This window comes from Serratia sp. CY81684 (genome assembly GCF_052166595.1).
Lineage (GTDB): Bacteria > Pseudomonadota > Gammaproteobacteria > Enterobacterales > Enterobacteriaceae > Serratia > Serratia nematodiphila.
This window is the reverse complement of the sequence record NZ_JBJNOO010000014.1, coordinates 1-22,022: the sequence shown is the minus strand read 5'-3', so window position 1 is coordinate 22,022 and position 22,022 is coordinate 1. Positions and strand designations below refer to the sequence as shown.

General features: G+C 54.2%; 23 protein-coding genes. 6 read left to right on the top strand and 17 right to left on the bottom strand.

Annotated elements, in window-relative coordinates; genetic code table 11:
• Window positions 1–31: 31 nt before the first annotated feature.
• The gene (locus ACJ8QF_RS24690; protein WP_275095475.1) at window positions 32–1,129 is read right to left on the bottom strand and encodes a hypothetical protein; all 1,098 of its coding nucleotides are present in this window, start codon (window positions 1,127–1,129) and stop codon (window positions 32–34) included.
• 87 nt (window positions 1,130–1,216) lie between these two features.
• The gene (locus ACJ8QF_RS24685; protein ID WP_004930270.1) at window positions 1,217–1,939 is read right to left on the bottom strand and encodes an isochorismatase family protein; all 723 of its coding nucleotides are present in this window, start codon (window positions 1,937–1,939) and stop codon (window positions 1,217–1,219) included.
• Between the two features lie 115 nt (window positions 1,940–2,054).
• Between ACJ8QF_RS24685 and ACJ8QF_RS24680 the strand changes: the two genes are divergently transcribed.
• Complete coding sequence (locus ACJ8QF_RS24680; RefSeq protein WP_004930268.1) at window positions 2,055–2,975, top strand: LysR substrate-binding domain-containing protein; 921 nt, start codon at window positions 2,055–2,057, stop codon at window positions 2,973–2,975.
• A gap of 447 nt (window positions 2,976–3,422) precedes the next feature.
• Window positions 3,423–3,956: a hypothetical protein gene (locus tag ACJ8QF_RS24675; protein WP_019454290.1), complete on the top strand. Its 534-nt coding sequence runs from the start codon at window positions 3,423–3,425 to the stop codon at window positions 3,954–3,956.
• A gap of 50 nt (window positions 3,957–4,006) precedes the next feature.
• On the opposite strand, the gene ACJ8QF_RS24670 is transcribed toward ACJ8QF_RS24675, so the two are convergent.
• The 15 genes from ACJ8QF_RS24670 to ACJ8QF_RS24600 all read right to left on the bottom strand — a co-directional run bounded on the left by ACJ8QF_RS24670 (window position 4,007) and on the right by ACJ8QF_RS24600 (window position 18,191).
• The gene (locus ACJ8QF_RS24670) at window positions 4,007–4,225 is read right to left on the bottom strand and encodes a TM2 domain-containing protein (protein ID WP_015376761.1); all 219 of its coding nucleotides are present in this window, start codon (window positions 4,223–4,225) and stop codon (window positions 4,007–4,009) included.
• Between the two features lie 456 nt (window positions 4,226–4,681).
• Window positions 4,682–5,461 (bottom strand): alpha/beta hydrolase, encoded by a 780-nt coding sequence (locus ACJ8QF_RS24665; protein WP_004930264.1) that lies wholly within the window; start codon window positions 5,459–5,461, stop codon window positions 4,682–4,684.
• Between the two features lie 661 nt (window positions 5,462–6,122).
• Window positions 6,123–6,293, bottom strand: a complete 171-nt coding sequence (locus tag ACJ8QF_RS24660; RefSeq protein WP_442537983.1) for a hypothetical protein — start codon at window positions 6,291–6,293, stop codon at window positions 6,123–6,125.
• Between the two features lie 69 nt (window positions 6,294–6,362).
• Window positions 6,363–6,920, bottom strand: a complete 558-nt coding sequence (locus tag ACJ8QF_RS24655) for a LuxR family transcriptional regulator (protein ID WP_442537982.1) — start codon at window positions 6,918–6,920, stop codon at window positions 6,363–6,365.
• Window positions 6,921–6,991: 71 nt separating this feature from the next.
• Window positions 6,992–8,650 (bottom strand): Wzy polymerase domain-containing protein, encoded by a 1,659-nt coding sequence (locus ACJ8QF_RS24650; RefSeq protein WP_442537981.1) that lies wholly within the window; start codon window positions 8,648–8,650, stop codon window positions 6,992–6,994.
• Between the two features lie 2,164 nt (window positions 8,651–10,814).
• Complete coding sequence (locus ACJ8QF_RS24645; RefSeq protein WP_442537980.1) at window positions 10,815–11,297, bottom strand: hypothetical protein; 483 nt, start codon at window positions 11,295–11,297, stop codon at window positions 10,815–10,817.
• Window positions 11,298–11,327: 30 nt separating this feature from the next.
• Window positions 11,328–11,462 carry a hypothetical protein gene (locus tag ACJ8QF_RS24640; RefSeq protein ID WP_442537979.1) on the bottom strand — a complete coding sequence of 45 codons (135 nt, stop codon included), beginning with the start codon at window positions 11,460–11,462 and terminating at the stop codon, window positions 11,328–11,330.
• Entirely contained in the window at window positions 11,455–11,979 is a 525-nt protein-coding gene (locus tag ACJ8QF_RS24635) for a fimbrial protein (protein ID WP_079007596.1), read from the bottom strand. Before ACJ8QF_RS24635 ends, ACJ8QF_RS24640 begins: the two co-directional genes overlap by 8 nt.
• A gap of 14 nt (window positions 11,980–11,993) precedes the next feature.
• Window positions 11,994–12,470 (bottom strand): fimbrial protein, encoded by a 477-nt coding sequence (locus tag ACJ8QF_RS24630; protein WP_265260533.1) that lies wholly within the window; start codon window positions 12,468–12,470, stop codon window positions 11,994–11,996.
• Window positions 12,471–12,484: 14 nt separating this feature from the next.
• Complete coding sequence (locus ACJ8QF_RS24625; RefSeq protein WP_442537978.1) at window positions 12,485–12,985, bottom strand: fimbrial protein; 501 nt, start codon at window positions 12,983–12,985, stop codon at window positions 12,485–12,487.
• 10 nt (window positions 12,986–12,995) lie between these two features.
• The gene (locus ACJ8QF_RS24620; protein ID WP_085058532.1) at window positions 12,996–13,649 is read right to left on the bottom strand and encodes a fimbrial protein; all 654 of its coding nucleotides are present in this window, start codon (window positions 13,647–13,649) and stop codon (window positions 12,996–12,998) included.
• Window positions 13,650–13,678: 29 nt separating this feature from the next.
• A complete protein-coding gene (locus ACJ8QF_RS24615) occupies window positions 13,679–14,428 on the bottom strand; it encodes a fimbria/pilus periplasmic chaperone (RefSeq protein WP_442537977.1) in 750 nt (249 codons plus the stop codon).
• A 7-nt stretch (window positions 14,429–14,435) separates the two neighbouring features.
• A complete protein-coding gene (locus tag ACJ8QF_RS24610) occupies window positions 14,436–16,982 on the bottom strand; it encodes an outer membrane usher protein (protein ID WP_442537976.1) in 2,547 nt (848 codons plus the stop codon).
• A gap of 54 nt (window positions 16,983–17,036) precedes the next feature.
• On the bottom strand, window positions 17,037–17,582 hold the full coding sequence (locus ACJ8QF_RS24605) for a fimbrial protein (protein ID WP_442537986.1): 546 nt from the start codon (window positions 17,580–17,582) through the stop codon (window positions 17,037–17,039).
• Between the two features lie 84 nt (window positions 17,583–17,666).
• Entirely contained in the window at window positions 17,667–18,191 is a 525-nt protein-coding gene (locus ACJ8QF_RS24600; RefSeq protein ID WP_442537975.1) for a fimbrial protein, read from the bottom strand.
• A 402-nt stretch (window positions 18,192–18,593) separates the two neighbouring features.
• Here ACJ8QF_RS24600 and ACJ8QF_RS24595 point away from each other — a divergent pair, with 402 nt between their 5' ends.
• From ACJ8QF_RS24595 to ACJ8QF_RS24580, 4 genes are all read left to right on the top strand, one after another.
• Complete coding sequence (locus ACJ8QF_RS24595) at window positions 18,594–19,412, top strand: winged helix-turn-helix domain-containing protein (protein WP_442537974.1); 819 nt, start codon at window positions 18,594–18,596, stop codon at window positions 19,410–19,412.
• Entirely contained in the window at window positions 19,409–19,876 is a 468-nt protein-coding gene (locus ACJ8QF_RS24590; RefSeq protein ID WP_135637813.1) for a hypothetical protein, read from the top strand. The genes ACJ8QF_RS24595 and ACJ8QF_RS24590 overlap by 4 nt, the downstream gene beginning before the upstream one ends.
• 686 nt (window positions 19,877–20,562) lie before the next feature.
• A complete protein-coding gene (locus tag ACJ8QF_RS24585) occupies window positions 20,563–20,847 on the top strand; it encodes a DUF3892 domain-containing protein (RefSeq protein ID WP_442530717.1) in 285 nt (94 codons plus the stop codon).
• 132 nt (window positions 20,848–20,979) lie between these two features.
• Window positions 20,980–22,022, top strand: a 1,043-nt coding sequence (locus tag ACJ8QF_RS24580; RefSeq protein ID WP_442537973.1) for an SMODS domain-containing nucleotidyltransferase, incomplete at its 3' end; no start/stop codon positions are given.

Sequence of the window (22,022 nt, the reverse complement as noted above, 5' to 3'; positions counted from 1 at the left end):
CCTTGCAGGCCGGCGAGCTCACCATGTTGCATTACGCCGTAGCGTTGGGCAGGCGCACGGTCACGCGGTTATTGGCCGTGGGCAGCTGCAGCGGCGCTTCCTGCCAGCTCACCGCGATAACCAAGACCGGCGGGGCCGGCACGCGCGGCTCACGCCCGTCGGGCCCCACGCTGTAGGCATCCCATTCAATCACGAACACGCCGCCGTCTTGCGGCTCGACCCGTTCAACGAAAAAGGTGGTGTCTGAACCACACCCACCTGCAGGTTTGTGCGCATAAGAAAGCAGGCAGAACCACTCGCCGGCGAAATAGAGGTGGTACAGGCCATCCACGATATGCTCGCCGCGGAACTGGCAACCGCCGACGCTGAAGGCATCACCCGCCGGGGATTCCGCCACGCGTTCGAGATCGCACACAAAGCGATCGGTCGGCCGGTTATCCAGCCACAACGCATAAGGCGGTGCGTGCAGCAGCGCGGCGGGATCGTCTGCATAGCGCAGATCGGGCGGCAACATCAAACGCGCCGCCAGCGCGCGGCCGCTGGGCAAGGTGATCTCCAGACGATCCGCCGGTTCCTCTATCCACTGCGGCACCCACAGTCCGCGCACCTGCCGCAACGGCGTGGCCTCCACCTGCCGACACTTCGCCCGCAGCCGCGCCAGCGCCTCGGCGGAACCGGCGGCCAAGGCTCCCTGATCACGATCGGTCAGCGCAGGCAGCGCGTACATCACCCGGGCGGCAGGCTCGTACACCGTCAGCCCCTCTCCCTCGCGGCTGCGGGTCGGGATCAGGCGCAACCTGCCGCCGTCCACGTCCTGCGGCTCGGCACAGGCGCCATGCACCATCGCCCCGTCGCGCAGCAGCAGCGTCCAAAAACTGGGGCCGCCCATGCCCAACTCCCCCACGCCGCCTATCTGACGGTCACAGTCACCGGCGTGCGCCATTTCAATCGGCTGCGAACGCCAGTCGGTCTTGCGCCACTCTGCCGCCTCTTCGGGGTCTTGCGCGCCTTTGGCGGCATACTTCGCCCATTGCAGCACGGCAAACAGCGCGATGCACAGCACGCCGACAATCGGGTGATCCTGCCAAATCAACACCCAACCGACGATCAAAAGGGTCCAGGCGGCCATGGCGATATCCTTTTCCAAGAGAAAACCGCCTGATTCTAGCGCAGGCGGTTGGAAGGATTGAAAAAAATATCGCTATCACTCCAGGCTCTATTTGCCTTTGGCCTGGAACAGCTGATTCACCAGCGTCGTGGCCGGCATATCCAGCGCGCCGTACAGCTCGCCGGCTTTGGCATCGCCGTTATCTCCCAACCATTCCACGCCCACCGTGCCGTAATCCGTCGGTATCACCCCGGCCTGTACCAGCCGCGCCATGCCCGCCTCATGCTTGGACTGATTGAACGTGCCGGAAGCGTCGATCACCACATAGGTGTCGTATCCTGCCGCTTTGGCCGTGATCGCCGGGAAGCCGGCGCACACTTCCAGCGATACGCCGGCGATCACGATCTTTTTGCGGCCGGTGGCCTCAACCGCTTTGCGCACGTTCGCGTCGTCCCAGGCGTTGACGCTGTGGCGATCGATAATGTTCACCCCCGGCAACGCAGCCTTAAGTTCCGGAATGATCGGCCCGAAAGGACCGTTGGCGCCGGTCGAGGTCACGATCACCGGAATGCCCATCACCTGGGCCGCCTTGGCGAGCGCCACGACGTTATGTTTCAGCGTTGCGCTCTCCATGTCGCGCACGCCGGTGATCAGACCGATCTGATGGTCAACCAACAGCAGCACCGAGTTGTGGCGATCCAACAGCTGCAAAGGGCCGGACGCCGGCTGTGCCTGAGTATGCGGCTGTGGCGCTGCCGGCGCCGCGAAGGCCGGTTGCGCCGCCCCGGCCATGGCGATGGCCAGAGCCAAAGTGCGGTAAAGGTTTTTCATGATGTTTATCCTCGTTTCAACAATGGTGTGCCTGCAGGATAAAACCGCATCGATCAGGGTTAAATAGGCGATAATAGAAGCTATCATTGCAAAAATGATCATGATGGAGTGTGTGATGAAGGTGTTTCCACTCGATCTCAACGCCATGTATTTTTTCACTCAGGTGGTTGAGCACAAAGGTTTTACCGCTGCTGGCACAGCGCTGGGCATCCCGACCTCTCGCCTGAGCCGCCAGGTGGCGCAGTTGGAACGCCAACTCAACCTGCGGTTGCTGCAAAGAACCTCGCGGCGTATTCAGCTCACCGAGGTGGGCCGCGAGGTCTATCTGCACTGCGTCGCCATGATGCAGCAAGCGCATCAGGCGCAGCAGACGGCGCTGCGCACGCTGGCGGAACCGAACGGCACCGTGCGCTTCAGCGCGTCGCCGCTGTTGGCGGACGAAGTGATCGCTCCGCTCCTGCCGGCATTTATGGCGCGCTTTCCCAAAGTGAACGTAGAAACGCACGTCACCGCCCGGCGGATAGATCTGTTGGAGGAAGGATTGGACTTCACTGTCCGCGGGCTTGGCATCGCCAACGAGGCCGCAGGGCTTATCCAGCGGCGACTCGGCACCGCCAAATGGCTGTTGGCCGCCAGCCCGGCATGGCTGGCGCGACACGGCGCGCCGTCAACACCACAACAGCTGAGCGACCTGCCCTGCTTGCTTTACCCGCCACAACAGGGGGCACCGAGCTGGCGGCTCTACGGGCCGCAAAACGCCGTGGTCACCGTGCCCTTCTCACCCCGCTTAAGCAGCGATAATTTGCAGGTGATCCTGCGCGCCGCCCTTGATGGGCAAGGCATCTGCGGCATTCCCTATTACGCCTGCCGCCAGGCGCTTGCGCGTGGCGATTTGCAAGAGGTGCTGCGCGGGTGGCATCCGCAAAACGGCGAGCTGGTACTGCTTTATCCCTCGCGCCGCGGGGTACCGCCAGCGGTAAAAGCGCTGATCGACTTTTTTTACCAGGAAATACCGCCGTTATTGAACGATCGATAAACGCGGCTCTCGCCGCGTTATTCTTTAATAACGTCAATAATAAGCCTGACAATATATAATCACTTGCCGCATCATTTATGTGACCATACCGCTCACATAAATAACGCTTCACATAATAATTCACGTTAAAAACACAACCCTCTGTATCGCAATGGGATATTTCACTCAACCTAAAAACAAAAAGCACAAACAAAGAAAAAAACTGCAATAATTTGTGCATATTCCAAACATTGACTATGTTTAGACATACTATTTATATGCAGTTGGACACAAGCAAAGACACTGGCAGCAATTAAAAAAGTCCGCTTTTTAACGGGCGAGGAAATATTTTATCGACAATATTCCGAGGAGGCTTTATCTCCATGGAACGGGGTAACTTTGCGTTTTATCAAGCCAATAGGCTACACACCGCAATTAATATCATTATTAGCATTCCGGAGAGCGACAATGAAAATCGTTACAGGCATTATCCTTACCTCTGTGGCCGCCTTCAGCGGCGTGGCTTACGCGGCCGATGCGCAGCCTACCACCGGCAGCGCTGCGGTGATGCTGGAACACGTGCACGCCGTGATGGAAAATGGCAGCCCGGCGCCGCAGCATGACGCCGCCTGCAAAAAAGAACTTTCCATGCCGGAATCGAAATATATGGGCATGAAGGTCAAAACCGATTACACCATCAACAGCAGCACCATGATGATGTCGGCCAAGTCGATGTTCCCATCGCCTGATTCCATGAAACCGATGGAGCTGACGGTCGATCTCTCCGCACTGGGCCTGGCAGATGTATATGCCTTCGGCGCCTTTAAACCGGCGGCGCTGCCACAGGCATATATTTATTTCACCATCGACAAGAATTTTAAAGATCCGGTCAGCACCTTTATGATCATTAATCAAGGCAAGCAATATAACTGCGTCATCTCCAGCTCGAATAAAATGATGAGCAAAGAGATGCGCGGCAAGATGATGATGAAGAAACAGTAACGGAATGAAAAACGGCGCTTCCCTTAACAGGAAGCGCCGCCAGAAAAGCCTTAAATCAGACCAGGATTGTATTTCTGGTTGAATTTCTCTTCCGATTGGAACAGATAAATAATGCCTTCAATAAAGCCGACAATCGCCGGGATCCCCGTCCAGCAGAACAGCAGGTAGAACAGCCCCCACCACTTCATCCCTAAGTAAAACTTGTGAATGCCCAGCCCACCCAGGAAGATGGCCAGCAGGGCCGCCGCGAGCTTGTCTTTTCTGCTCATAGTGCACTTCTCCTTACTTCTCACCGAACCACCGGCATGTCCAAAAACGGATGCCGCGCCACTGAGCGCCGCATCGCAATGCTTGAGGAGGAAAACATTCACCCATCAAGGCTCAACAGAGGTAATTATAACAGTGATTAATTAAACGGTTGTTTAACCGGGGAAAGGCAAGCAAAAGACGTACGGCAAGAGAAGGAATATTCCTGCGGCGAAGGCCCAATACTTTAATATCTTTTTGTTTTTAAAGTAAATAATTCGCATACATTCATGACTATCACGCCAGCCGTTGACGCCGCGCTAAGCGTGTTGCCTCTTAGGGGGCCAGATCCCTGTCGACTATTTTATTTTCCCTGGTGACTTCCCACTGGCAATCTACGTGACTCGCATTGAAAGGATTCGCAGCGTCAGCCCGGACTAACAGCAATAAAATCGATCTTGAATAACGCGATGTCTATTCTAAAGCCCGTCATATTGGGGACGATGCCCAGCGATCAGGTTTGCCACCTGTGCATAATCCTTAATAACGCCGGGATGGCGCCGCCCGGTGCAAAAAACAAAGCTACAGCGCTGTTCATTACCGATCAACTTCTCCGCCAGATTTCTGGCTCGCAGCTTAGGCGTGGCGTTCATTCTAAGGATCTGCATTTTCTCTGTTTCATTACTTTGGGGATGAAGTTTTTCTTCATACTCTCCCACCATCAGCGTGACCTGATTGACATGCTCATCAATGGTTAACTTGCCGTCAGGAATCAACGCCCCATTGCCCCACCAAATGGATGGGCTGGCCGCTAAATAATTTTGAAATGCATCAGGATGATTAAACAGGGTATACAACACAAAATGACCACCGTGCGAGTGGCCTGCCAGCGTTTGCTGGTCTACGTTGACAGGATAATGCGCTTCGATCCATGGTTTAACGCATGCGGCAATAAATTGATAAAACGCTGCCGCTCCGCCCCCCTCCGCAAACTCTTTCTCTCCTGAGGGAACCGTATAATCACGGGTTCTTGCCTTCAAGATATCCACTCCGTCTTGATAGCCAATGCCGATATAAAGAATATCCCCATCGCGTTTTCTGTTGTTACGTTCCGTCACGACCGAAAACTGGGAGTTAGCATCCAAAAGATACAGCGGGTTCAAATTACCACCAATCCCCCTGCGGTGAGAGATAAAGACTCTGTATCTTTGACCATTAAAGACAAAACACTTCGTTCTTGAAATTAAATCTTCACACATAACAACCTCACTTGTTTAAATGAATTAATCGCGTCAATGCCTTTATTCTCAGAGAAGAAAAAGACGGTGAGGTCCCAACGTAGCAACGCATATTCTCGTTTACGACGTTTGTGTGTTGTGCGGTTTATGGCACACAAGCCCAAGTATTGCATCATGCACCAGATTAATAGGCTTTAGCGTTGCGGCAGAGTCGGTGACGGTGTGTACGAAAGGGAAAGTTAAAAAGTGAGGTGGTGCCGATAATAGGAACAACAGTAAAACATTATAACTATGATTTTAAATGAATTTAAAGATACACATATAACCTCTATACCTATAGATATACACATCAAACACAGGGTGAACCCACCTTTTAGATTGCAAACGGCGCAGCGAGCCAGGCATCGTCGCAAAAAAGATTGCCGGGAAAACTGTACACCCTGTTCACAATCCTTAATTTACACTTTAATTTCAATTAATTACCACGTTATCAGCTATCATATCACTGCACATCGCTGTTCACCTTAGAGTTAACAACCCAGATCCGAGCAGGTTTGGTAACAAATACCGTTATGATTTTTACCCAACGCTATAAGCGCTCCAACATCGATTTTGAACGCTGAAAAATACTGCCGACGAACGCCGCAGGCATCCACCAATGAGAAGCGCTCCCACGCGCACGTTAAGAATTAGGTTTTCCCTCCTGTTCTGCGAGTAAAATACGGCTAAACACCCCCTCCATTTCGCGCACTTTTTTTATAAACACGTCCGGTGAATACACCACTCCGGCATGAACAACATAGTGCAATGCCATTTCACGCGCTTTTTGCGCCACCCATTGATGTCTTAACATAATAGTAACCTCTCTCATATCAAATGATGCGAGATGCCGCCTATGCAGCAATCGCTCATAATTAAATTTTTAGTAAAATAAATTAAACAGATTAAGCAGTGAGTGAGGCGTATTCTCTAACCCCAGTTTCCTCAAACCACTGATCTTTTGACTGCTGATTGTTTTTATACTTTTTCGGGTTCTGAAAGCGATTGCTGTTAAACTCATTCCTGATGCGGCGAACCGCAACACGGTATATTCAGCTTGCGATAACAGATCACCTTTTGCAGCATCAGACTCCGACCCGCTCCCCTCGAAAATTTCTCGTTCAAATACCTCAACGCTTGCGCTCTCATCAATAAACCTCAGTGTTTTCATTGATAAATAATTCATGAGTGCCGCCAGACGCCTCTGCGTAATGAATATTGCTTTTCTTAACCAGAAAAACTGCCTACTTCTCATTAACACCAACAACTCGGAATAATTCTCATCTGTTACATGAATCAAAATAGTTGCATTGGCACACTCCTTATCAACTTTATAACCAGAACTGAGATGCTCTATTGTATAGTCGGCTTTATTCTCAAAAACAGTCTTTAATGCCAGATACATATACTGACATTGACTGAGCAAAAAGATCTTTTTCATATCGATTAATACGCTAATCAGTAAAATACAGCACTAGAATGTGGAATGGTGTTTATTAAACACTTCACCGTTTAGAAACCGCGCCGCTCAAAACGTCTATCAAAGGGAAATAATAGCGCCGCCTCGCGTCTTAATTCGTCCGCACGCACGTATTGTTGCTGCCGGTACAAGATAACCAGCAGGTTCGCATAAACGTTCTTGTCTATACGGCGATTCAAATATGCTTGAGCCCACTGCGCATAGCTTTCCAGCCGCTGCTCATCGTTCGAACGGTTGAAGGCCAGCAAACCGGCCAGTTGGCGATCAAACTGCAGGCGATCGTCATGTATCCAACTGGCCCAGCCCGGCAAGGCCTCCACCTGCCGTATCTCCTGCAACCCGCTGCGTTCCGCCTGCGTCAGCACCCACCCGCTGTAAAACCCGGTCGCCATCACCCACAGCCCCACCAGCGACAGTGCCAGCATCGGGTATTTCCACCGCGTCAGCTTTTCACCTTTACCCAAACGCGGGCTGACCAAGCGATCGAGCATCGCCAGCAGCATCAAAAACACCAACCAATGCAGCGCAGAAAGGTAGAAAGGGTATTCCGTTTGGCAGTGCAACACTATCGGCAGCAGAGCAATGCACAGCGCCAACGCTTCGCCGGAAGTGGCTTTGCCGCAGGCGAAAGTCCGCTTGTCGCGCCAGTGGGCGCGCGCAACCAATTCCAGCCCCGCCCACACCAGCAGCAGCATGCCCAGCAGAGCGACAATCCCGCCCTCAACCCACCACAGCAACAGCTCGTTATGCGGGTGCCGGGCAATCCCCACGCCCTGAGTAGATAAACCTTGCGCCAGGCGAAAGTGCTGAAAGCTGTATTCGAAGCCGCCGTACCCCCAGCCAAGCAATGGTTTCTCGGCAATCATCGCCAACGTAGAACTCAGCATCGCGTAGCGCGCCTGATTGGAGCCGGCGTGGCTGGCATAGCCCATATCGCCCGCCAACCACAACACCAGTGCCGCAACGATGACGCCACCAACAACCAGTACGGAAGCCATGGTGACGGCCTGCGAATAACGGCGGAAAAAACACAGGGCAAACAGCCCCAGCACCAAAACACCCGCCAGCCAGCCGGTGCGAGATTGCAGCCACACCAGCACCATCGGCAGCAGCACCAGCGCCACCGCCAGCGCACGGCGGCGCCAGCGTTCTGTACATGGATTCAGCAGCTGGAACCCCGGTAGCACAAACGCCGCCAACGCCAGCGTGGCTCCGGTCGCGATTAAGCTGGCGGTAACGTTGGGCTGCTGAAAAATGCCAAGAGCGCGCCCACCGTTGGCGGGCACCCAGAATTGGGAAAGCTGTGGCGCAAACAGCTGCAACACCACTACCAGCACCTGCACCACCGCCGCTGATAAAATCAAATACAGCACCGCATGGCGCTGGCGAGCCGTCATACGTACCTGCAGCCAGGTGAAATAAAACACCGCCCCGGCAAATAAGCCAGCCAGCCGCCATAAGGCGGCACTTTGCCATTCCGGCCGGGTAAATATCACCGGCAACAGCAACAGCAGGCAAGCGGTTATTATTGCGCGGCAGGTCGGCGTTATCACCACCCGGCACTGCGGTGTTACCCGCCAGCAAACGAACAATAATAAAGCTGCGCCACCATAGAACAACAGATTAAACGGCAATGCCAGCCCAATACCGCCGGGGTTGGGGATATAGACAGCCAGCGGAATAATAACCAAAAAAACACATAAGAAAAAAATACGTTCGAATAGCATAAAAAACCTAGAAATTTTAGAAAAAACCTAGATGGCGTTACCAATGGTGCCATTTAAACGATGAGCGTGTCGGCCAAGCATAAAACTCAACTATAATTAGCGTACAGCCAGGCTTTTAGCAGCCACGACCTTTCTTTAACACATCCTGCGCGCTAAGCTCGGTTTGGAAACAGTCAGGCTGAGCGCCGATTTTATATGTTTATCCCAAAGGCATGACCGGCGTTCAACCCTTGGTACAGTATCCGAGCGATAACACCAAAATCAATTTCACGCTTCGCATGAACCATCAACGAGCTATTAGTGCCCGTGAGTTCCGCCCTCATGCAAAATACAACGACGCGTAGCTCAGGCGGCCTGATGTTGGCCAATACAGTCATTTGGCTCCCCCTCCTCCCCCACATCATTGGCCCCGTTTTTGTTTCGCCTATTTTGACCCGTACACAGTTGATATTTAACCACACGGCATCCGTTGTTATTCAGTTGCAGGTGTCGGTTTGCACCATGCAATGCGTGCTAGAGGATAGCGTGGCCCAACCCCGTTATAATCAGCCGGAAGTTTGCAGGCAGCTACAGCAGGACGGCCGTAAGCGTCATATCCCAACGAACGGGTGTTCGCCGGCACGCGACTGTCTATTGCCGGGTTGGGATAACCTGGGAGGTGGCACGCGCGGCAAGATGAGACCATCCAACTTAGTTTCCGTGCGTGCCCCACAACGGCCCGACCCGTATAGCAGCGCCAGAGGCGGACGCCCAGAGTGACGCGACCGCACGTACCTTTCTCGCATGCCTTGGTCGCGAAAGCGAGTGCGGACAGGGTCCCCGGAGATAGCACGTTGAGTGAGGTTTTACCCCGGGCGGTCTAATTCGGCGATACGACGAGTATTTTAGTCCCGCTGTAGAATCCTGGTGTCGCACTGACAGAGGTCAACCGTGATTCGACGCGAAGGGTCCCCGGGGACGGCATGGTCGCTCGGACGTGTGCGCTGACCCCAGAGGTTAAAGGGAGATCAGGCCCGCCGACTATATCGATGAGGGGCCGTTGACCGCAATCAACGGTGGTCGTCACAGAGATGTCGCTCACCGAGGAAGGTTCCACTTCGCCGTGCTCCAGGTCAGCCACGGGACCCACGGTGCACGGAAGCGTCGGGTCAGTTGGTTTCACACAATGCGCAGATCCGGAGTTTGCGACAGAGTCTGCGACCAGAGTGCCATAAGGAGTCCACAATTGGGGTAATGCAATACCCTCGTCTACTCCCATCACGGCGCATTCACCACCGACGTCCGCCCCCCTATGGCCCCGCCATTCCCATGTTGCGGGAACGTTACAGGGACTCTTGAGCACCCACCCGGAATTTGGGTTTTTGCTAAACTTCAGCGTGCACATCGCAGAGGGCCCATGTGTGTCTTTGTGCCAGTGGCACTCACTAAAGCCAGAGGATTTATTCCCTTTATTACAATGGATACCAAAAAAGACAACGTTGGCCTCCCCCCACGCGGGCCGAGGAAACCAAGTCGTATCGCCAATCTCCATTGTTCCTGCAGTCCCACGGAGGTTCGCAAGACCGCACGGACCGTGCTCATTAGGCTTACAGTCAGTCACTTCAATCGATTGTACAACAGGCCACATGCTCGCTATACCTACGCGAGCGTAGACGACGAGTCCACAAAACAACAGTACGGAGTAGATAATACATGTCCAGGCATGACGCATAGTAAGCCCCATAGAAAAAGTATTAGAAAATCAGTCAGAAGGACCCATACTGTAGTGAGTACCGGATAGGATTAATAAATCCGCATGTCACAGACAATCGAAATTATTCCCCAGCATCCTTCGTGCCCATAATGTCCACCGTGCTTCGTACGTTCGCACCCGCAATTCAGTCTCTGTCGATGACAGCCCCTGTCGGCGAGCCTGCTCGTAAAGCCGCGCGCGTCGTGCACGGTGGTTTTCCAGCGCTCTGGGCGCTATGGCGGCCCCCGCAGGGGTAAACCATACCCCCAACCAGTCAAAACCCTGCGCAATCCTGCCCAGTTGGGTCTTGTCCGGGTGGGTTTCAAAGCCGCCCAGGTCAAAAAATTCATGCAGCCGCTTAACGCTACGCCGCAGTTGCTAGCGGGTGCGGGTAAACTACAAAAAGTCATCCATATAGCGCGCATACCACACGCCCTCCTGAGCGTTAAAAAAACTGTCCACATGGTGTAACAAGCTGCCGCCAATCAGCGGACTCAGCGCGCAGCCCCGGCAGATGCCGTTTGGCGGGGTATAAAACTCACCGCCGTCTTCGACGCTGTAATGCACGTACTGCTGCATCACATCGAACAGCACCGGGTCTGCCACCTGCCATTTCAGCTGATTGATGACCTGGTACTTACGAATGTGCCGGTAATAGCCGCGAATGTCCGTTCGGTAGACAAAGGCATATTCTCCGCCGGCCAGAGCTTCCCGCACTTCCGCCACCGACGCCGTGCTACCACCATGCCCGCGCAAATGCAGGCAACGAGCCGGTTTTGGCAACAACGGTTCCGCCAGCAGCGCGGCCCACTTCAATATCAGCGCATCCTGCGCACACCACCGCACCCAACTGCGGCCACCACGTCGATACGCCTGCATCGGTACCAGACGGTAACGTCCGTTTTGCAGTTACTGCCAGAGTTGCTTCTCTTGCTGCGCCCAGTGAAAGCGCAGATGCCAAATGTCGGCATTGGGCGGCGCATGGCGGCGGCGTTGGCACAGCCAGCGATACGCGGCCTGCCATGCCTCAGTGCGGTTATTCATACTCCAGGCTAAAGGTCGCCACCGCACTGAACGGCCCGCGCTCGATGGTTTTGTGCTTCAGCGCCTCCGGCTCGCCCTGTACATAGGCCCGCGCCGTCAGGGTGTTGGCGCCGCTCACCAGCGTCTGCGCCTTACCTTGCTGGTTCACCGGCAACAGCTCGCCCTGCGGGGTTTCCATCCCGATGGCAATACCGCTGGCCTGACTGGCGCCGTTCAGTGCCAGCAGCCCCGGCAGCCCCGCGCTTTCCGCGCCGCTGAACGTCACCCTCACCGTCTTGCCCAGGCTCAGGTCGCACTGCGCCAGGTGCAGCTCAAACGTCTGGCCGGGGGTACGGGTGTTCAGGTACAGGTACTTGTCAATCACCGTGTCAAAATCCAGCACCACCGTCTCGTCCCCCGGCGGTATCACGCAGGGCTCCGCGACCAGTGCCCCATGCAACCGCATATTCTCCGCCGCGCCGGCCGGCACACTGCACAGCAGCAACGCCGCGGCGCAGCAGATCATCCTGTTCACCATGCCCGTTCTCCGCCTCATTGGTACACCGCCAGCAGCGTCGCCGTCGCCTCAAACGCCCCTTCCTTCAGCGTGGCACCCGGCCGTTTCACCGGCACCGCCTCAAGCACCGGTTTCGCGTTCGGGTTGATGGGTATCGGCTGATTGAGGATGAACCGCTTGCCGTTTTGCAGCAAGCGCACCGCCAGATCATCCATGTTGCTCGCCACGGCCGCCGTATCGTAATCCGCCGCCGTACCGACCACTGCCAGCGTCATGTTCCAGGTCCCGGCTCCCGGGATGCAGCTTATCCGGTAGTCCACCGGTTGCAGATAGTTAACGCCGTCCACCTTGCTGACCCCCACACGGTTGCCGAAGTCGACATCCACCTCACCGCCGTCGTTGATGGTGCACGGCGGCGGTTCGATAAGGACGCCGGAGAACCGCATGTTGTCCGCCGCCGTCGCTGGGCCGCCGAGGGCCATCAGCAGCAAAATGCAGCCATAGCGCGCCATTGCCTCCCCTCCTTTCACTGGTATTCCACCTTCATGCTCGCCCCGGCAGAAAACTCACCGCCGCGCAGGGTCGCCCCGGCCTGTTTCACCGGCACCGCTTCCAACGTCGGCTTCGTCGGGTAGGTAAAGTTAATCCAACTGTTGATGGGCTGCCGGCTGCCGTTGCGCAGCAGCGCCACCCCCAATCCGTCCTTGTTGGTTTGCAGCACCTCGCCGTCAAAGCTGGCACCGGTGCCCTGGATTTGCATTTTCATCGCGTTGTTCGGCGCATTTTTACACTCCACTGAGTACACCACCGGCTGCTTCTTGTAGCTGCCGTCGATGCGGGTGGTCATAACGTCGTTGCCGAAATTCACTTCAATCAGGTTGTTGTTGTTAATCACACAGGGCGGTGGCGCGACAATGGTCACCGTCACTTTGATGGTCGTGCTGGCCGCCTGTGCCTGCGGGCCGAACATCAATACCCACATCACCAGACCGCAACCGGGCCAGTACCGTCTGAACGTTGCCGTCATGCTGCTTCCCCTAGTCATAGCTGAGCTGAAAATCCACCACCGCCGCATAGGCGCCGGGCACCAGCGGCGCACGGGTACGCTCCGGCGTCACGGTATAGTTCAGCGCCTGTTGCCCTACCGCCAGCGCCAGCGGCGCACCGCGGCTGCCAAGGCGGACGTCGTGACCGTGCGCGTCGGTGATGCGCAGCGCCAGTCCGGCGGCGCCGCGCACCTTCACCAGTGCCGGGTTGTCAGCATCCGCCGGGGTGATAAAACTGACCGACACCGCCGGCTGCTGCGCGCTCCACACCAGGTTGCCGGTACGCGTATCCCGGTTGTTCGACGCGGTGCGCAGGCAGTCGCGCAGGTGCAGTTGCACATTCACCGGCACGCCGCGGTCACCAGCCTGTGCCAGCTGCGCCGTGGCGGTATTCCCCAGCGAGACCGCCTGGTACGCGGAGTCCATCTCCAGCCGGCAGGCGCTTTCGGTCAGCTCACCACGCACATGCAGCACGCCGTGAGCACCGTCCACCTGCCAGTTGTCCGCCGCCTGTGCCGGCGGCAACAGCCACAGCATCACCGTCAGGCACAGCGGCACCATCAGCGCCGCCAGCGTAATCACCAGGGCATACAGCCATTCATGGTGGTGATAACCACCGTTCCATCGCCGGGTTCTTGTTCGCATCGCTTCCCCACCTGTGAGTTCCGTGAACCTTATTTACTGCCCGCCACTGCCTGGCAGCTCGCGCCGTTACAGCTAAACGTCAATTGCGGGCGGCCGCCGTAGTCGTTGACATAGGTCAGCACCGGCGCACTCCCCAGCGCAGAGGCGGACACCTTCAGCGGCGCACTGCCCTTGGGCGGCACCATCAGCGGCTCAAAGCCCGGCGCGCTGGCACCGCCCTTTTTGCTGCTGGCGTCAACCAGTGTCACGTAGTACGGCGTCGGGTTGTTCACCTGATAGCCATCGCCCTGTTTGGTCAGCGTCAGCTTCTCCTGCCACGGCGCGGCGGATTCCGGGTTGGTCACCGCAATCGCCTTTGGCCGGTAGAACAGCTTGATGCGCGTTTGCAGCGCCAGCTGCAGCGTATTGGGCTTGTTGCTCTTCGGCGGAATTTCACGCAGGTTGAAGTAGAACAGGGTTTCCCGGTCCTGCGGCAGCGTATTGGCCGCCGGCAGCCCCTGCACCTTCACCTGGCTTTTAGCGCCCGGCTCCAGCCGCTGCACCGGCGGCAGCACCGTCAGCGGGCTGCTGATTTTTTTTCCGTCGGCATCTTCAATCCAGCCCTGCGCCAAGTAAGGCAGTTGCTTGTTCTCGTTGCTGATGCTCATGCTCACCGACTTGTCGCCGCCGTTGAAAATCACCCGGGTGCGGTCCAGCGCGATGGCAGCGCTCGCCTGCTGGGCGATCAGTAGGCCCACCAGGCCACCGGCAATTAATGTCACTGCATGTTTGGTTTTCATTGTTTCTCTACTCTTCACTCGTGTTTAACGCCTTGCCGTCGGCCAGCGGGCCGCAAGGCAGTAACAGGTTGGTTAATTCGCTCGGCGAGAGCATCTGCGGCAGGGTAATGCCGCACTGCTCCGCGCCGCCCCAGCTCACGTGCATCCCTTCACCGGCATTGATGCCGCTCAGGTACACTTCGCCGTTGTCGTTGACGATGCCCACCTCTTGCCCCTTGCCGTTGCGCACCGTGGCGCCGAACGGCGGCGAACTGCCGTCCGCCAGGCGTATCACCGCCATTGCCTTCTCGCCGGCAACCACCTCGAAGCGGCGGTAACCGATGGCGCCTTCGGTCAGCGTGGCCTGCGCCACGCTCTGGCTGACCTCGGCGTTTTCCGGCAGCGCGTTCAGGTCAATACTGAACTGGTTGCGGTAATAGCTGCCCACATCCACCACCACCGCCTTGCCAAAGGCATTGCTCAGGGTCGGCGTGCTGTAGCCGCGCACAGGAATGCCCGGCACGCCGTCGGTATCCAGCAGCATGCGGGTGCCGCCACTGACACTGCTGCGGTGCAATGCCGCTCCCTTCAGGGTGGCGGTCGCACCGCCCTGCAGTGACAGCCCGAACGAACTGTATTGGCCGGCCTGATAACTGGCGCTGGCATTCATCTGGCTGATATCGCCGCTGTGGCTGTAGTAGCCGCGGGCGGTAGCGCCGCTGCGCGCGCTGCCGGCGCTCACCTGGTAGGTATCGCGCTCATTCAGCCGGTCGTAATAGCCCACCTGCTGGGTGGTATCGTTGCGGCTGTGGCTGCCGCTGTAGCTCAGCGAGCCATTGCGGCCCCACGGTAGCGACAGTGACAGGTACATGCCGTCGTCGTTGGTGCCGTTGTACTTGTTGCGGTAACCGGTCAGCGACAGGCTGATGTTCCGGAAACGCCCCAGGTCGAAATAACGCGACAGCGTCAGGTTGTAACGGTCGTTCGCCGGCCGGTCCCAGTAGGTCTGGTGGTTGTAGTTGAGATAGGCACTCAACCCCAGGTCCCGGAACTGCTGGTTAAAGGTGATGGTGTACATCTCCTTGCTGCTGTTATGGCGCGTGCCGTACGTGCGTGCATCGAGGTACTCGCTCATCGACATGTAATTGCGCTCCGAGAAGCGGTAGCCGGCGAAGGTCACCTGGCTGTCGTAGTCGTCGAAGCGCTTGGAATAGCTCAGCCGATATGAACCGCCGCTGAGTGTGCCCTGCTGAGGCAACCGTGCGCGCGACTGTGTGGCGTCGAAGGAGAGCGCACCGAACATCATCAGGTCGCGCCCCACCCCCAGTGCCAGCGCGTTATAATCACCGCCCGCCACGCCGCCGCCATACAGCGACCAACCGTTGCTCACGCCCCAGGAGAACTCGCCGGTGCCGAACATTGGCCCGTTGCTGTGGTGCTCCCAGTCCGCCGGCCGGCCAGCCGCCAGTTTGTAACGCACCGAGCCCGGGCGGGTCAGGTACGGGATGCTGGCGGTGTCCATCTTGAACTCCTGCACGCTGCCATCCTGCTCTTCCACCCGCACCTCCAGCTGGCCGCTGACCGCGTCGTTGATGTCCTGGATACGAAACGGCCCCGCCGCCACCTGAGCCTCGTACAGCACGCGCCCTTGCTGGCGAATAATCACCTTGGCATTAGTGCGCGCCACGCCGGTCACCTCCGGCGCATAGCCGCGCAGGTTGGGCGGCAGCATGTTGTCATCAGTCACCAGGCTGGCGCCGGCAAAGCGGAAGCTGTCGAAAATGTCGGAGTTTAAATAGTCCTCCCCCATCGTCAGTCGGGCGCCTAACTTCGGCAGTGCGCGATAGGCGTAGTAACGGCTCCAGTCCCAACTGGTACGGGTCGATTTCGCGGTGCCGCTCTGGCGATCCAGCCGCGATTGCCAGTCCGCCCGCAGCCGCCAGGCCCCTAGGTTACCGCCCAGCGTGCCGTTGCCGCTGAGGTTATAACTCTGTGTGCCCTGTTTTTGCTGACGCTGGGCCTGCCCATTCAGGTTGTAGTCGAACAGCAGACCGGGAATACCCTCGTCCCAGCGCGACGGCGGGTCCCAGTTCTCGGCGGTGTATTCCAGGTACGCCTGCGGAATACTCAGGTACAATGCCGCTGCACCCAAATCGCCACGCACTTCCATACCCTCTAAGCTATTAGGGTTCATACACTGGTTTTGGTGCCACCAGGTTAGCTTTTGTAATGCGCTCTCTTTCAGCCCCAGCTGTTCAACCAGCTGCGGCGTAATGCAGGCTTCACTGCCCTTGGCGTCGTCATCCGGCGGGTAATACACCACCGGCTGGTCCGGCAGGGTTTGTTTATTAATATGCACGGTAAACAAATAATCACCGGGCATGATAAAATTGCCGCGAGAAAACTGTTCCAGGTCAATATTGGCGCGATCCGTCACATCCAGTACGTCGGTATTGAATTCAATATCAGCAGCCACGGCGCAAGCCGCATTTCCCGCCAAAATAAAGGCAATCAGCCGCCCCAATATTCTCGGTCGTAATTTCCCTGCACAACCATATGACGGAATAATTGACATCCGCAGACCCTTATCAAAAATTATTTAATTCACAGCTTTGGCATTCAGACAGGTTTAGTAGTAATCCATTTTAAAGCGCACCGTGGAGTAATAGCTCCCAGCTTTCATTACCTGACTATTTCCCACCAACCGCAGGCCGTAATTAAACACCAGCGTGCCGGGTTGAATGTCATTTTTTGCCATGGGTACTCCCGGCATGGCGATATTTCCCTGCTTATCGGTTATTTGTAAGGCAATACCTTTCACATTACCGTCTATACCAAATAATCCGGCATCGTCTCTGCCGTCAAACGTCACGGCAAAATAGCGCCAGTCATCCAGCGCAGGGTTAAATTTCTCCAACGCACAGTTCACCAACTTAATGGTAAACTCGTGCAATTCCCCCTGACCGTCGCGAATAATTTTGCTGACGGGCACTGTTGCCATCGTAATGGTTTGATCGAGGCTTTCGGTATCAATGGCGCAGGCCGAGGCGATAATCCGGCCGTTTACGGTCACTTCGCCACGCCCCTGATTGGCGGATTGCGCCAAAGAAGAACACAGCAACAGATTGATAAACACCGCACTGTGCAATATCCATTTGCCACACTGTGAATACATACCTACTCCCCCACATAACGCGTTAATCAGCAGCATGCGGGTTGCCCCGCATGCAATTAACTGTGCGAATTAATCGCCGTGGGCTTATTGGTACGCCAGGGTAAAGTCAGCAACAGAGTTGAATTCACCCGGGGTAATGGCAGCAGATGCGCCGTCGCCCTGCAGGTGAGCGCTGAAGCGCAGGGTCGCCTGACCGTCTTCAATTTTTTGCGCCTTGCTGACTTTGGTCAGCGGCAGCAGTTTACCGTCAACATCGTTGATAGCGATGCTGGCACCACGTGCAGAACCTTTCATCGCCAGCAGTCCAGGTGCAGCGTCAGACTCAGTACCGCTGAAGGTGGTGGTCACGGTTTTAGCCGTTTGCACATCGCAACCAACCAGTTTGATCAGAATATCCTGTGGGGTAGACTTGCCGCCATTTTTCAACTGGGCAGAAGCAATGTCACCCAGCTTCACGGTCTGATCCAGAGTGCCTGGCTCGATAGAGCAGGGTGCATCAATGATCGAACCTTTAAAGGTAACAGAACCGCCACCCTGGTTAGCTGCGTTAGCCATAGAAATAGTGCCCAGAGTTATTACCGCTGCCAGCATGATTTTGTTCAGTTTCATTGTGTTAATTCCATATATACAAGTAATTAATTAAGGAAAGAGCCCTGCGATAACGCCCTACTCTTTTTATACTTTCACTCTCGCCAACACAGAGAGCTAAGTTCTCCCCCTGTTTCGGCGATGTGAGAATGATACCTCCCAACAAACCTTAGCAGCAAAATAAACTAAATAAACCTAATTATACAATATAAACAACCAAAAATAATTTGTTTATTATTTTTAAATTCTGATATTTATTGAAAAAACAACATGCTGAAGACTTTTAATTCATGATAATAAACATAAATTTTCAATCGATATCGTGAGCATCAGAAAAGATAAGATTTTTCTTGAAAATTCCAAGCCGGCAGATAGGATAACGATAGACACACTCACCTGAAATCAAATATAAAACTTATAAAAATGAAATATATAATCAACAAAACTGTTGTTTTCGATTCAAATGAACTGACATTGTGCCTGTATGAAAATACACAGATCGTGGCCAGACTAACCAAACCTGCCACACGTTTACTACTGGCATTAATACAAAATAATGGGCTCAGTGTTACCCGGGAAACATTATTGGACAATGTATGGCTTACCTATGGCTTTACAGCTTCCAATGCAGGATTAAATAATTACATCAGTGAATTACGTAAAGCATTTACATCGTTAGGTTGTCATCATGAGCTGATCATCACCATCCCTAAACTGGGTTTCAGATTTGAAGCTGAGGTAGATCTTTCCGATGCAGGTACCGCCGCGCCAGAACAAAACCTGAACGATGAAGAAAATAGGATGTTAACCAGCCCTGACGAAATTCAAGAAGCGGTGCTGATAAAACCACCGACGTCAAAAAATGAGGCGCCTTCGAAGCGCAATCGGAATTTTATTTTTTTAGCCAGCTCCGCGCTATTCCTTGGGCTTCTTGGTGCTATAGTTTTAAGTATTACAGATAGCAAAATTTATGATTACCATAAAATTATCAGCATTGATCGCTGCGACATTTATGTACTGAACAAAACACCTCTGCTTGTAGATCCAGCGGAAAAAATAAATACCGCACTAAAAAGAGAGGGAGTGGATTGTAAAAACATACCGAGCGATGTTTTTTACCTAGAGGATCGTATTAGTAAAAAAAACGTGCGAACAGATTTAATCTCCGTTTGCAGCAAAGCGGATAACAACCGGTACGACACCTGCTTCAATATCAAAAACCAGAGAAATACTTCAATATGAAAAAACTGCTGACAGGGCTCTTAACCCCACTCTTCTTGCTTTTTTTTTCATTCAACACGCTTGCGGAAGAACCATTCAAATGCACATCACATTACAAAATAATGATAGAAAATGACAGGGGCCCCGTTCAGTTTGATGGCCGCCTAACCTTATTTTTAAAAAATGAGAAGGAAGGTTTGTTTTCGTTAACGGGTAAAGTAAAAACCAGCAAAAGTAGCTACCTGCTTTTCCGCACCAGCCATTTCTCTCTGGTTCCGCAAGAGATCAACCCTGTCAAGCAGGCAAACATTACTAAAGTGATTAAACACCCCAGCGATACGACTCCAGAGGATATCTGGCTGGCAGACATCTTGCCGGAAATGCCTGGTATCGATTTTCAGATCGAAATATGGCACTTGAGAAATAATCTGATCTTGATTAAATCCCTGAACAGCGGATATCTTATCTGCGCCGCAGAGCGCTAATTTATCTCAAATAGCGAAATTATTGCCGGTTATCTACCTTGGTAACCGGCACATCGCGGCAATTCATCTCTATCGAACTCACTCTGCTGAGTAGCCATATCTTTATATAGATATCCGCCGCCTGAAGTCGTCACGTGGTTGTTACTTGAATCCCCCCCAGCCTCTTGTTCTGTGAAAAACCGGTGACAAAATGCTAAGTGAAAGTTAGCTTCCTATCCGTATCTAATGTACTCATTACTGATAAAAGCTACTCATATCGGTAAATAAGTAACAGTATCCTGCCCACATGTAGAAGCAGTTATAAAAAACACCCCATACAAAACCATAACATATTGATAATTAACAAATTAAAAACCAACAAACACCACCCAACCACAGCCAATAATAAATAACTTAATTATCTTATTTATTAAAATTATAAAAAACAAACAACCAAGATTTAAAAAAAACCATTTTTCTCATATTGACTTTAGCTAAAACAAAAAACATGATTAACGCCACAGACAATAAGAACACTTATGGCAAACACCAGCAAAAAAAATCTGTTATTTAACGCATCGTCATTAACAGGTTGCATATTTTTAAACACGGTTTCCGCATAGGGTATATACAAAACATCTCAATTCCATTGTTTATACCTTCTAATTACGCTCACGCGTAGCGTTTCCCCTAACCAAGGAGTTGTTATGTCAGACCATCAAGTCACCTGTATCAAAAAATCCGACCGTCAAAATGCGCATGAGCGCATTCAGGCTATCGGCGGCGTCAATGCCGATGGCACACGCTGGTCACTGCCCCAGGCAGACGCCATTGCCGGTATCGAGGCAGGCACCTGGCGTTTTTGGGTCACTGCCAATGGCCATTCCGTCTGGGTGATTGTCTCAATCAGCGCGGCGGGCAATAAATACCTCAAAACGCAAAATGACGGCGAACAGCCCAATAACCTGCTGAGCCTGCCGGAATGCCCCTGACGCAACCCGAGTTTCATGATTGATACGGTGTGCGGGCCCGCTTGCAGCCCATCGCTTCGCCTCTTTCTATTATTGGCCGCAGTGGCGTTTTCACGTCCGCAGTACAGCGGCCCCATAGCATAAGGAAATACCATGTACGGTTCCGCTACCGCCAGAAACCTGCCTTCAGGGAAAAAACAGCGTATCGCCGATTTATTATCGCAAATTATTGAAACGCTGGATCTCACCAAAACCCAATATGCCAACATCGAAAGCGCCTATAACGGCGTCGGCACCTTTCTGTCCGAAGGCGACGATCCGCTATTGCAAGATGCCGTTATTTACCCGCAGGGCAGCGTGCGGCTCAACACCACCGTAAAACCCAAAAATGAAGAGCAATACGATATTGACCTGATTTGTTATCTGCCCCATGCCACCCAGGCGGATTATACCGGCGTGATATCGGCCATTCGCCAGCGGCTGGAATCACATAAAACCTACAAAACGCTATTAAGCGAGTTACCGCGAGGGTTTCGCATCAATTACGCCGGGGATTACCATCTGGATATCACACCGGGCCGCGATCACACCGGTGCAGCAGAACGTTTAGGCCAGCCGCTGTGGGTCGTGGATGCACAAACCGCCTGGAAGGAGTCCAACCCCAGCGGCTACGCCGAGTGGTTCGAGAGCAGCGCCAGCGTGCAGCCCCTGCGCACCATTCTGGTCATGGATTCCGCCAGCCGCGTCGGCACCGAGGCGTTACTCCCGTTGCCGGACAGCACCGACAAGAAATTGCTTAATCGCATCGTACAAATTCTCAAACGCCACCGTGACGAATGGGCCGCAGAGCAGGATGAGGTCCGGCAGCGCTGCCGCCCGATTTCGGTCATCATTACCACGCTGGCGTGCCATGCCTACAACCACATCATTGCTGACAGGCGCGCCTACGACAACGACCTGGATATCCTGTTAGACGTGCTGGAACTGATGCCGGATTTCATCGTGTCGACACAGGGAGAAATACAGGTCAGCAACCCGCACATGCCGGAGGAAAACTTCGCCGAGAAGTGGAACCGTTCAGAGCAGGATGAGGGCCCTCAGCGCAGTGAAACCTTTTACCAGTGGCATGCCGCGGCCCAGGCGACGTTTAACACCATCGCCGCCAGCGTGGGGGAAGATAACCTGTTCCTGAGCCT

Bases quoted from the DNA above. Each gene is read 5' to 3' on its own strand.
- ACJ8QF_RS24690 (WP_275095475.1), bottom strand. From the start codon at position 1,129: ATGGCCGCCTGGACCCTTTTGATCGTCGGTTGGGTGTTGATTTGGCAG.
- ACJ8QF_RS24685 (WP_004930270.1), bottom strand. From the start codon at position 1,939: ATGAAAAACCTTTACCGCACTTTGGCTCTGGCCATCGCCATGGCCGGG.
- ACJ8QF_RS24680 (WP_004930268.1), top strand. From the start codon at position 2,055: ATGAAGGTGTTTCCACTCGATCTCAACGCCATGTATTTTTTCACTCAG.
- ACJ8QF_RS24675 (WP_019454290.1), top strand. From the start codon at position 3,423: ATGAAAATCGTTACAGGCATTATCCTTACCTCTGTGGCCGCCTTCAGC.
- ACJ8QF_RS24670 (WP_015376761.1), bottom strand. From the start codon at position 4,225: ATGAGCAGAAAAGACAAGCTCGCGGCGGCCCTGCTGGCCATCTTCCTG.
- ACJ8QF_RS24665 (WP_004930264.1), bottom strand. From the start codon at position 5,461: ATGTGTGAAGATTTAATTTCAAGAACGAAGTGTTTTGTCTTTAATGGT.
- ACJ8QF_RS24660 (WP_442537983.1), bottom strand. From the start codon at position 6,293: ATGTTAAGACATCAATGGGTGGCGCAAAAAGCGCGTGAAATGGCATTG.
- ACJ8QF_RS24655 (WP_442537982.1), bottom strand. From the start codon at position 6,920: ATGAAAAAGATCTTTTTGCTCAGTCAATGTCAGTATATGTATCTGGCA.
- ACJ8QF_RS24645 (WP_442537980.1), bottom strand. From the start codon at position 11,297: ATGCAGGCGTATCGACGTGGTGGCCGCAGTTGGGTGCGGTGGTGTGCG.
- ACJ8QF_RS24640 (WP_442537979.1), bottom strand. From the start codon at position 11,462: ATGAATAACCGCACTGAGGCATGGCAGGCCGCGTATCGCTGGCTGTGC.
- ACJ8QF_RS24635 (WP_079007596.1), bottom strand. From the start codon at position 11,979: ATGGTGAACAGGATGATCTGCTGCGCCGCGGCGTTGCTGCTGTGCAGT.
- ACJ8QF_RS24630 (WP_265260533.1), bottom strand. From the start codon at position 12,470: ATGGCGCGCTATGGCTGCATTTTGCTGCTGATGGCCCTCGGCGGCCCA.
- ACJ8QF_RS24625 (WP_442537978.1), bottom strand. From the start codon at position 12,985: ATGACGGCAACGTTCAGACGGTACTGGCCCGGTTGCGGTCTGGTGATG.
- ACJ8QF_RS24620 (WP_085058532.1), bottom strand. From the start codon at position 13,649: ATGCGAACAAGAACCCGGCGATGGAACGGTGGTTATCACCACCATGAA.
- ACJ8QF_RS24615 (WP_442537977.1), bottom strand. From the start codon at position 14,428: ATGAAAACCAAACATGCAGTGACATTAATTGCCGGTGGCCTGGTGGGC.
- ACJ8QF_RS24610 (WP_442537976.1), bottom strand. From the start codon at position 16,982: ATGTCAATTATTCCGTCATATGGTTGTGCAGGGAAATTACGACCGAGA.
- ACJ8QF_RS24605 (WP_442537986.1), bottom strand. From the start codon at position 17,582: ATGTATTCACAGTGTGGCAAATGGATATTGCACAGTGCGGTGTTTATC.
- ACJ8QF_RS24600 (WP_442537975.1), bottom strand. From the start codon at position 18,191: ATGAAACTGAACAAAATCATGCTGGCAGCGGTAATAACTCTGGGCACT.
- ACJ8QF_RS24595 (WP_442537974.1), top strand. From the start codon at position 18,594: ATGAAATATATAATCAACAAAACTGTTGTTTTCGATTCAAATGAACTG.
- ACJ8QF_RS24590 (WP_135637813.1), top strand. From the start codon at position 19,409: ATGAAAAAACTGCTGACAGGGCTCTTAACCCCACTCTTCTTGCTTTTT.
- ACJ8QF_RS24585 (WP_442530717.1), top strand. From the start codon at position 20,563: ATGTCAGACCATCAAGTCACCTGTATCAAAAAATCCGACCGTCAAAAT.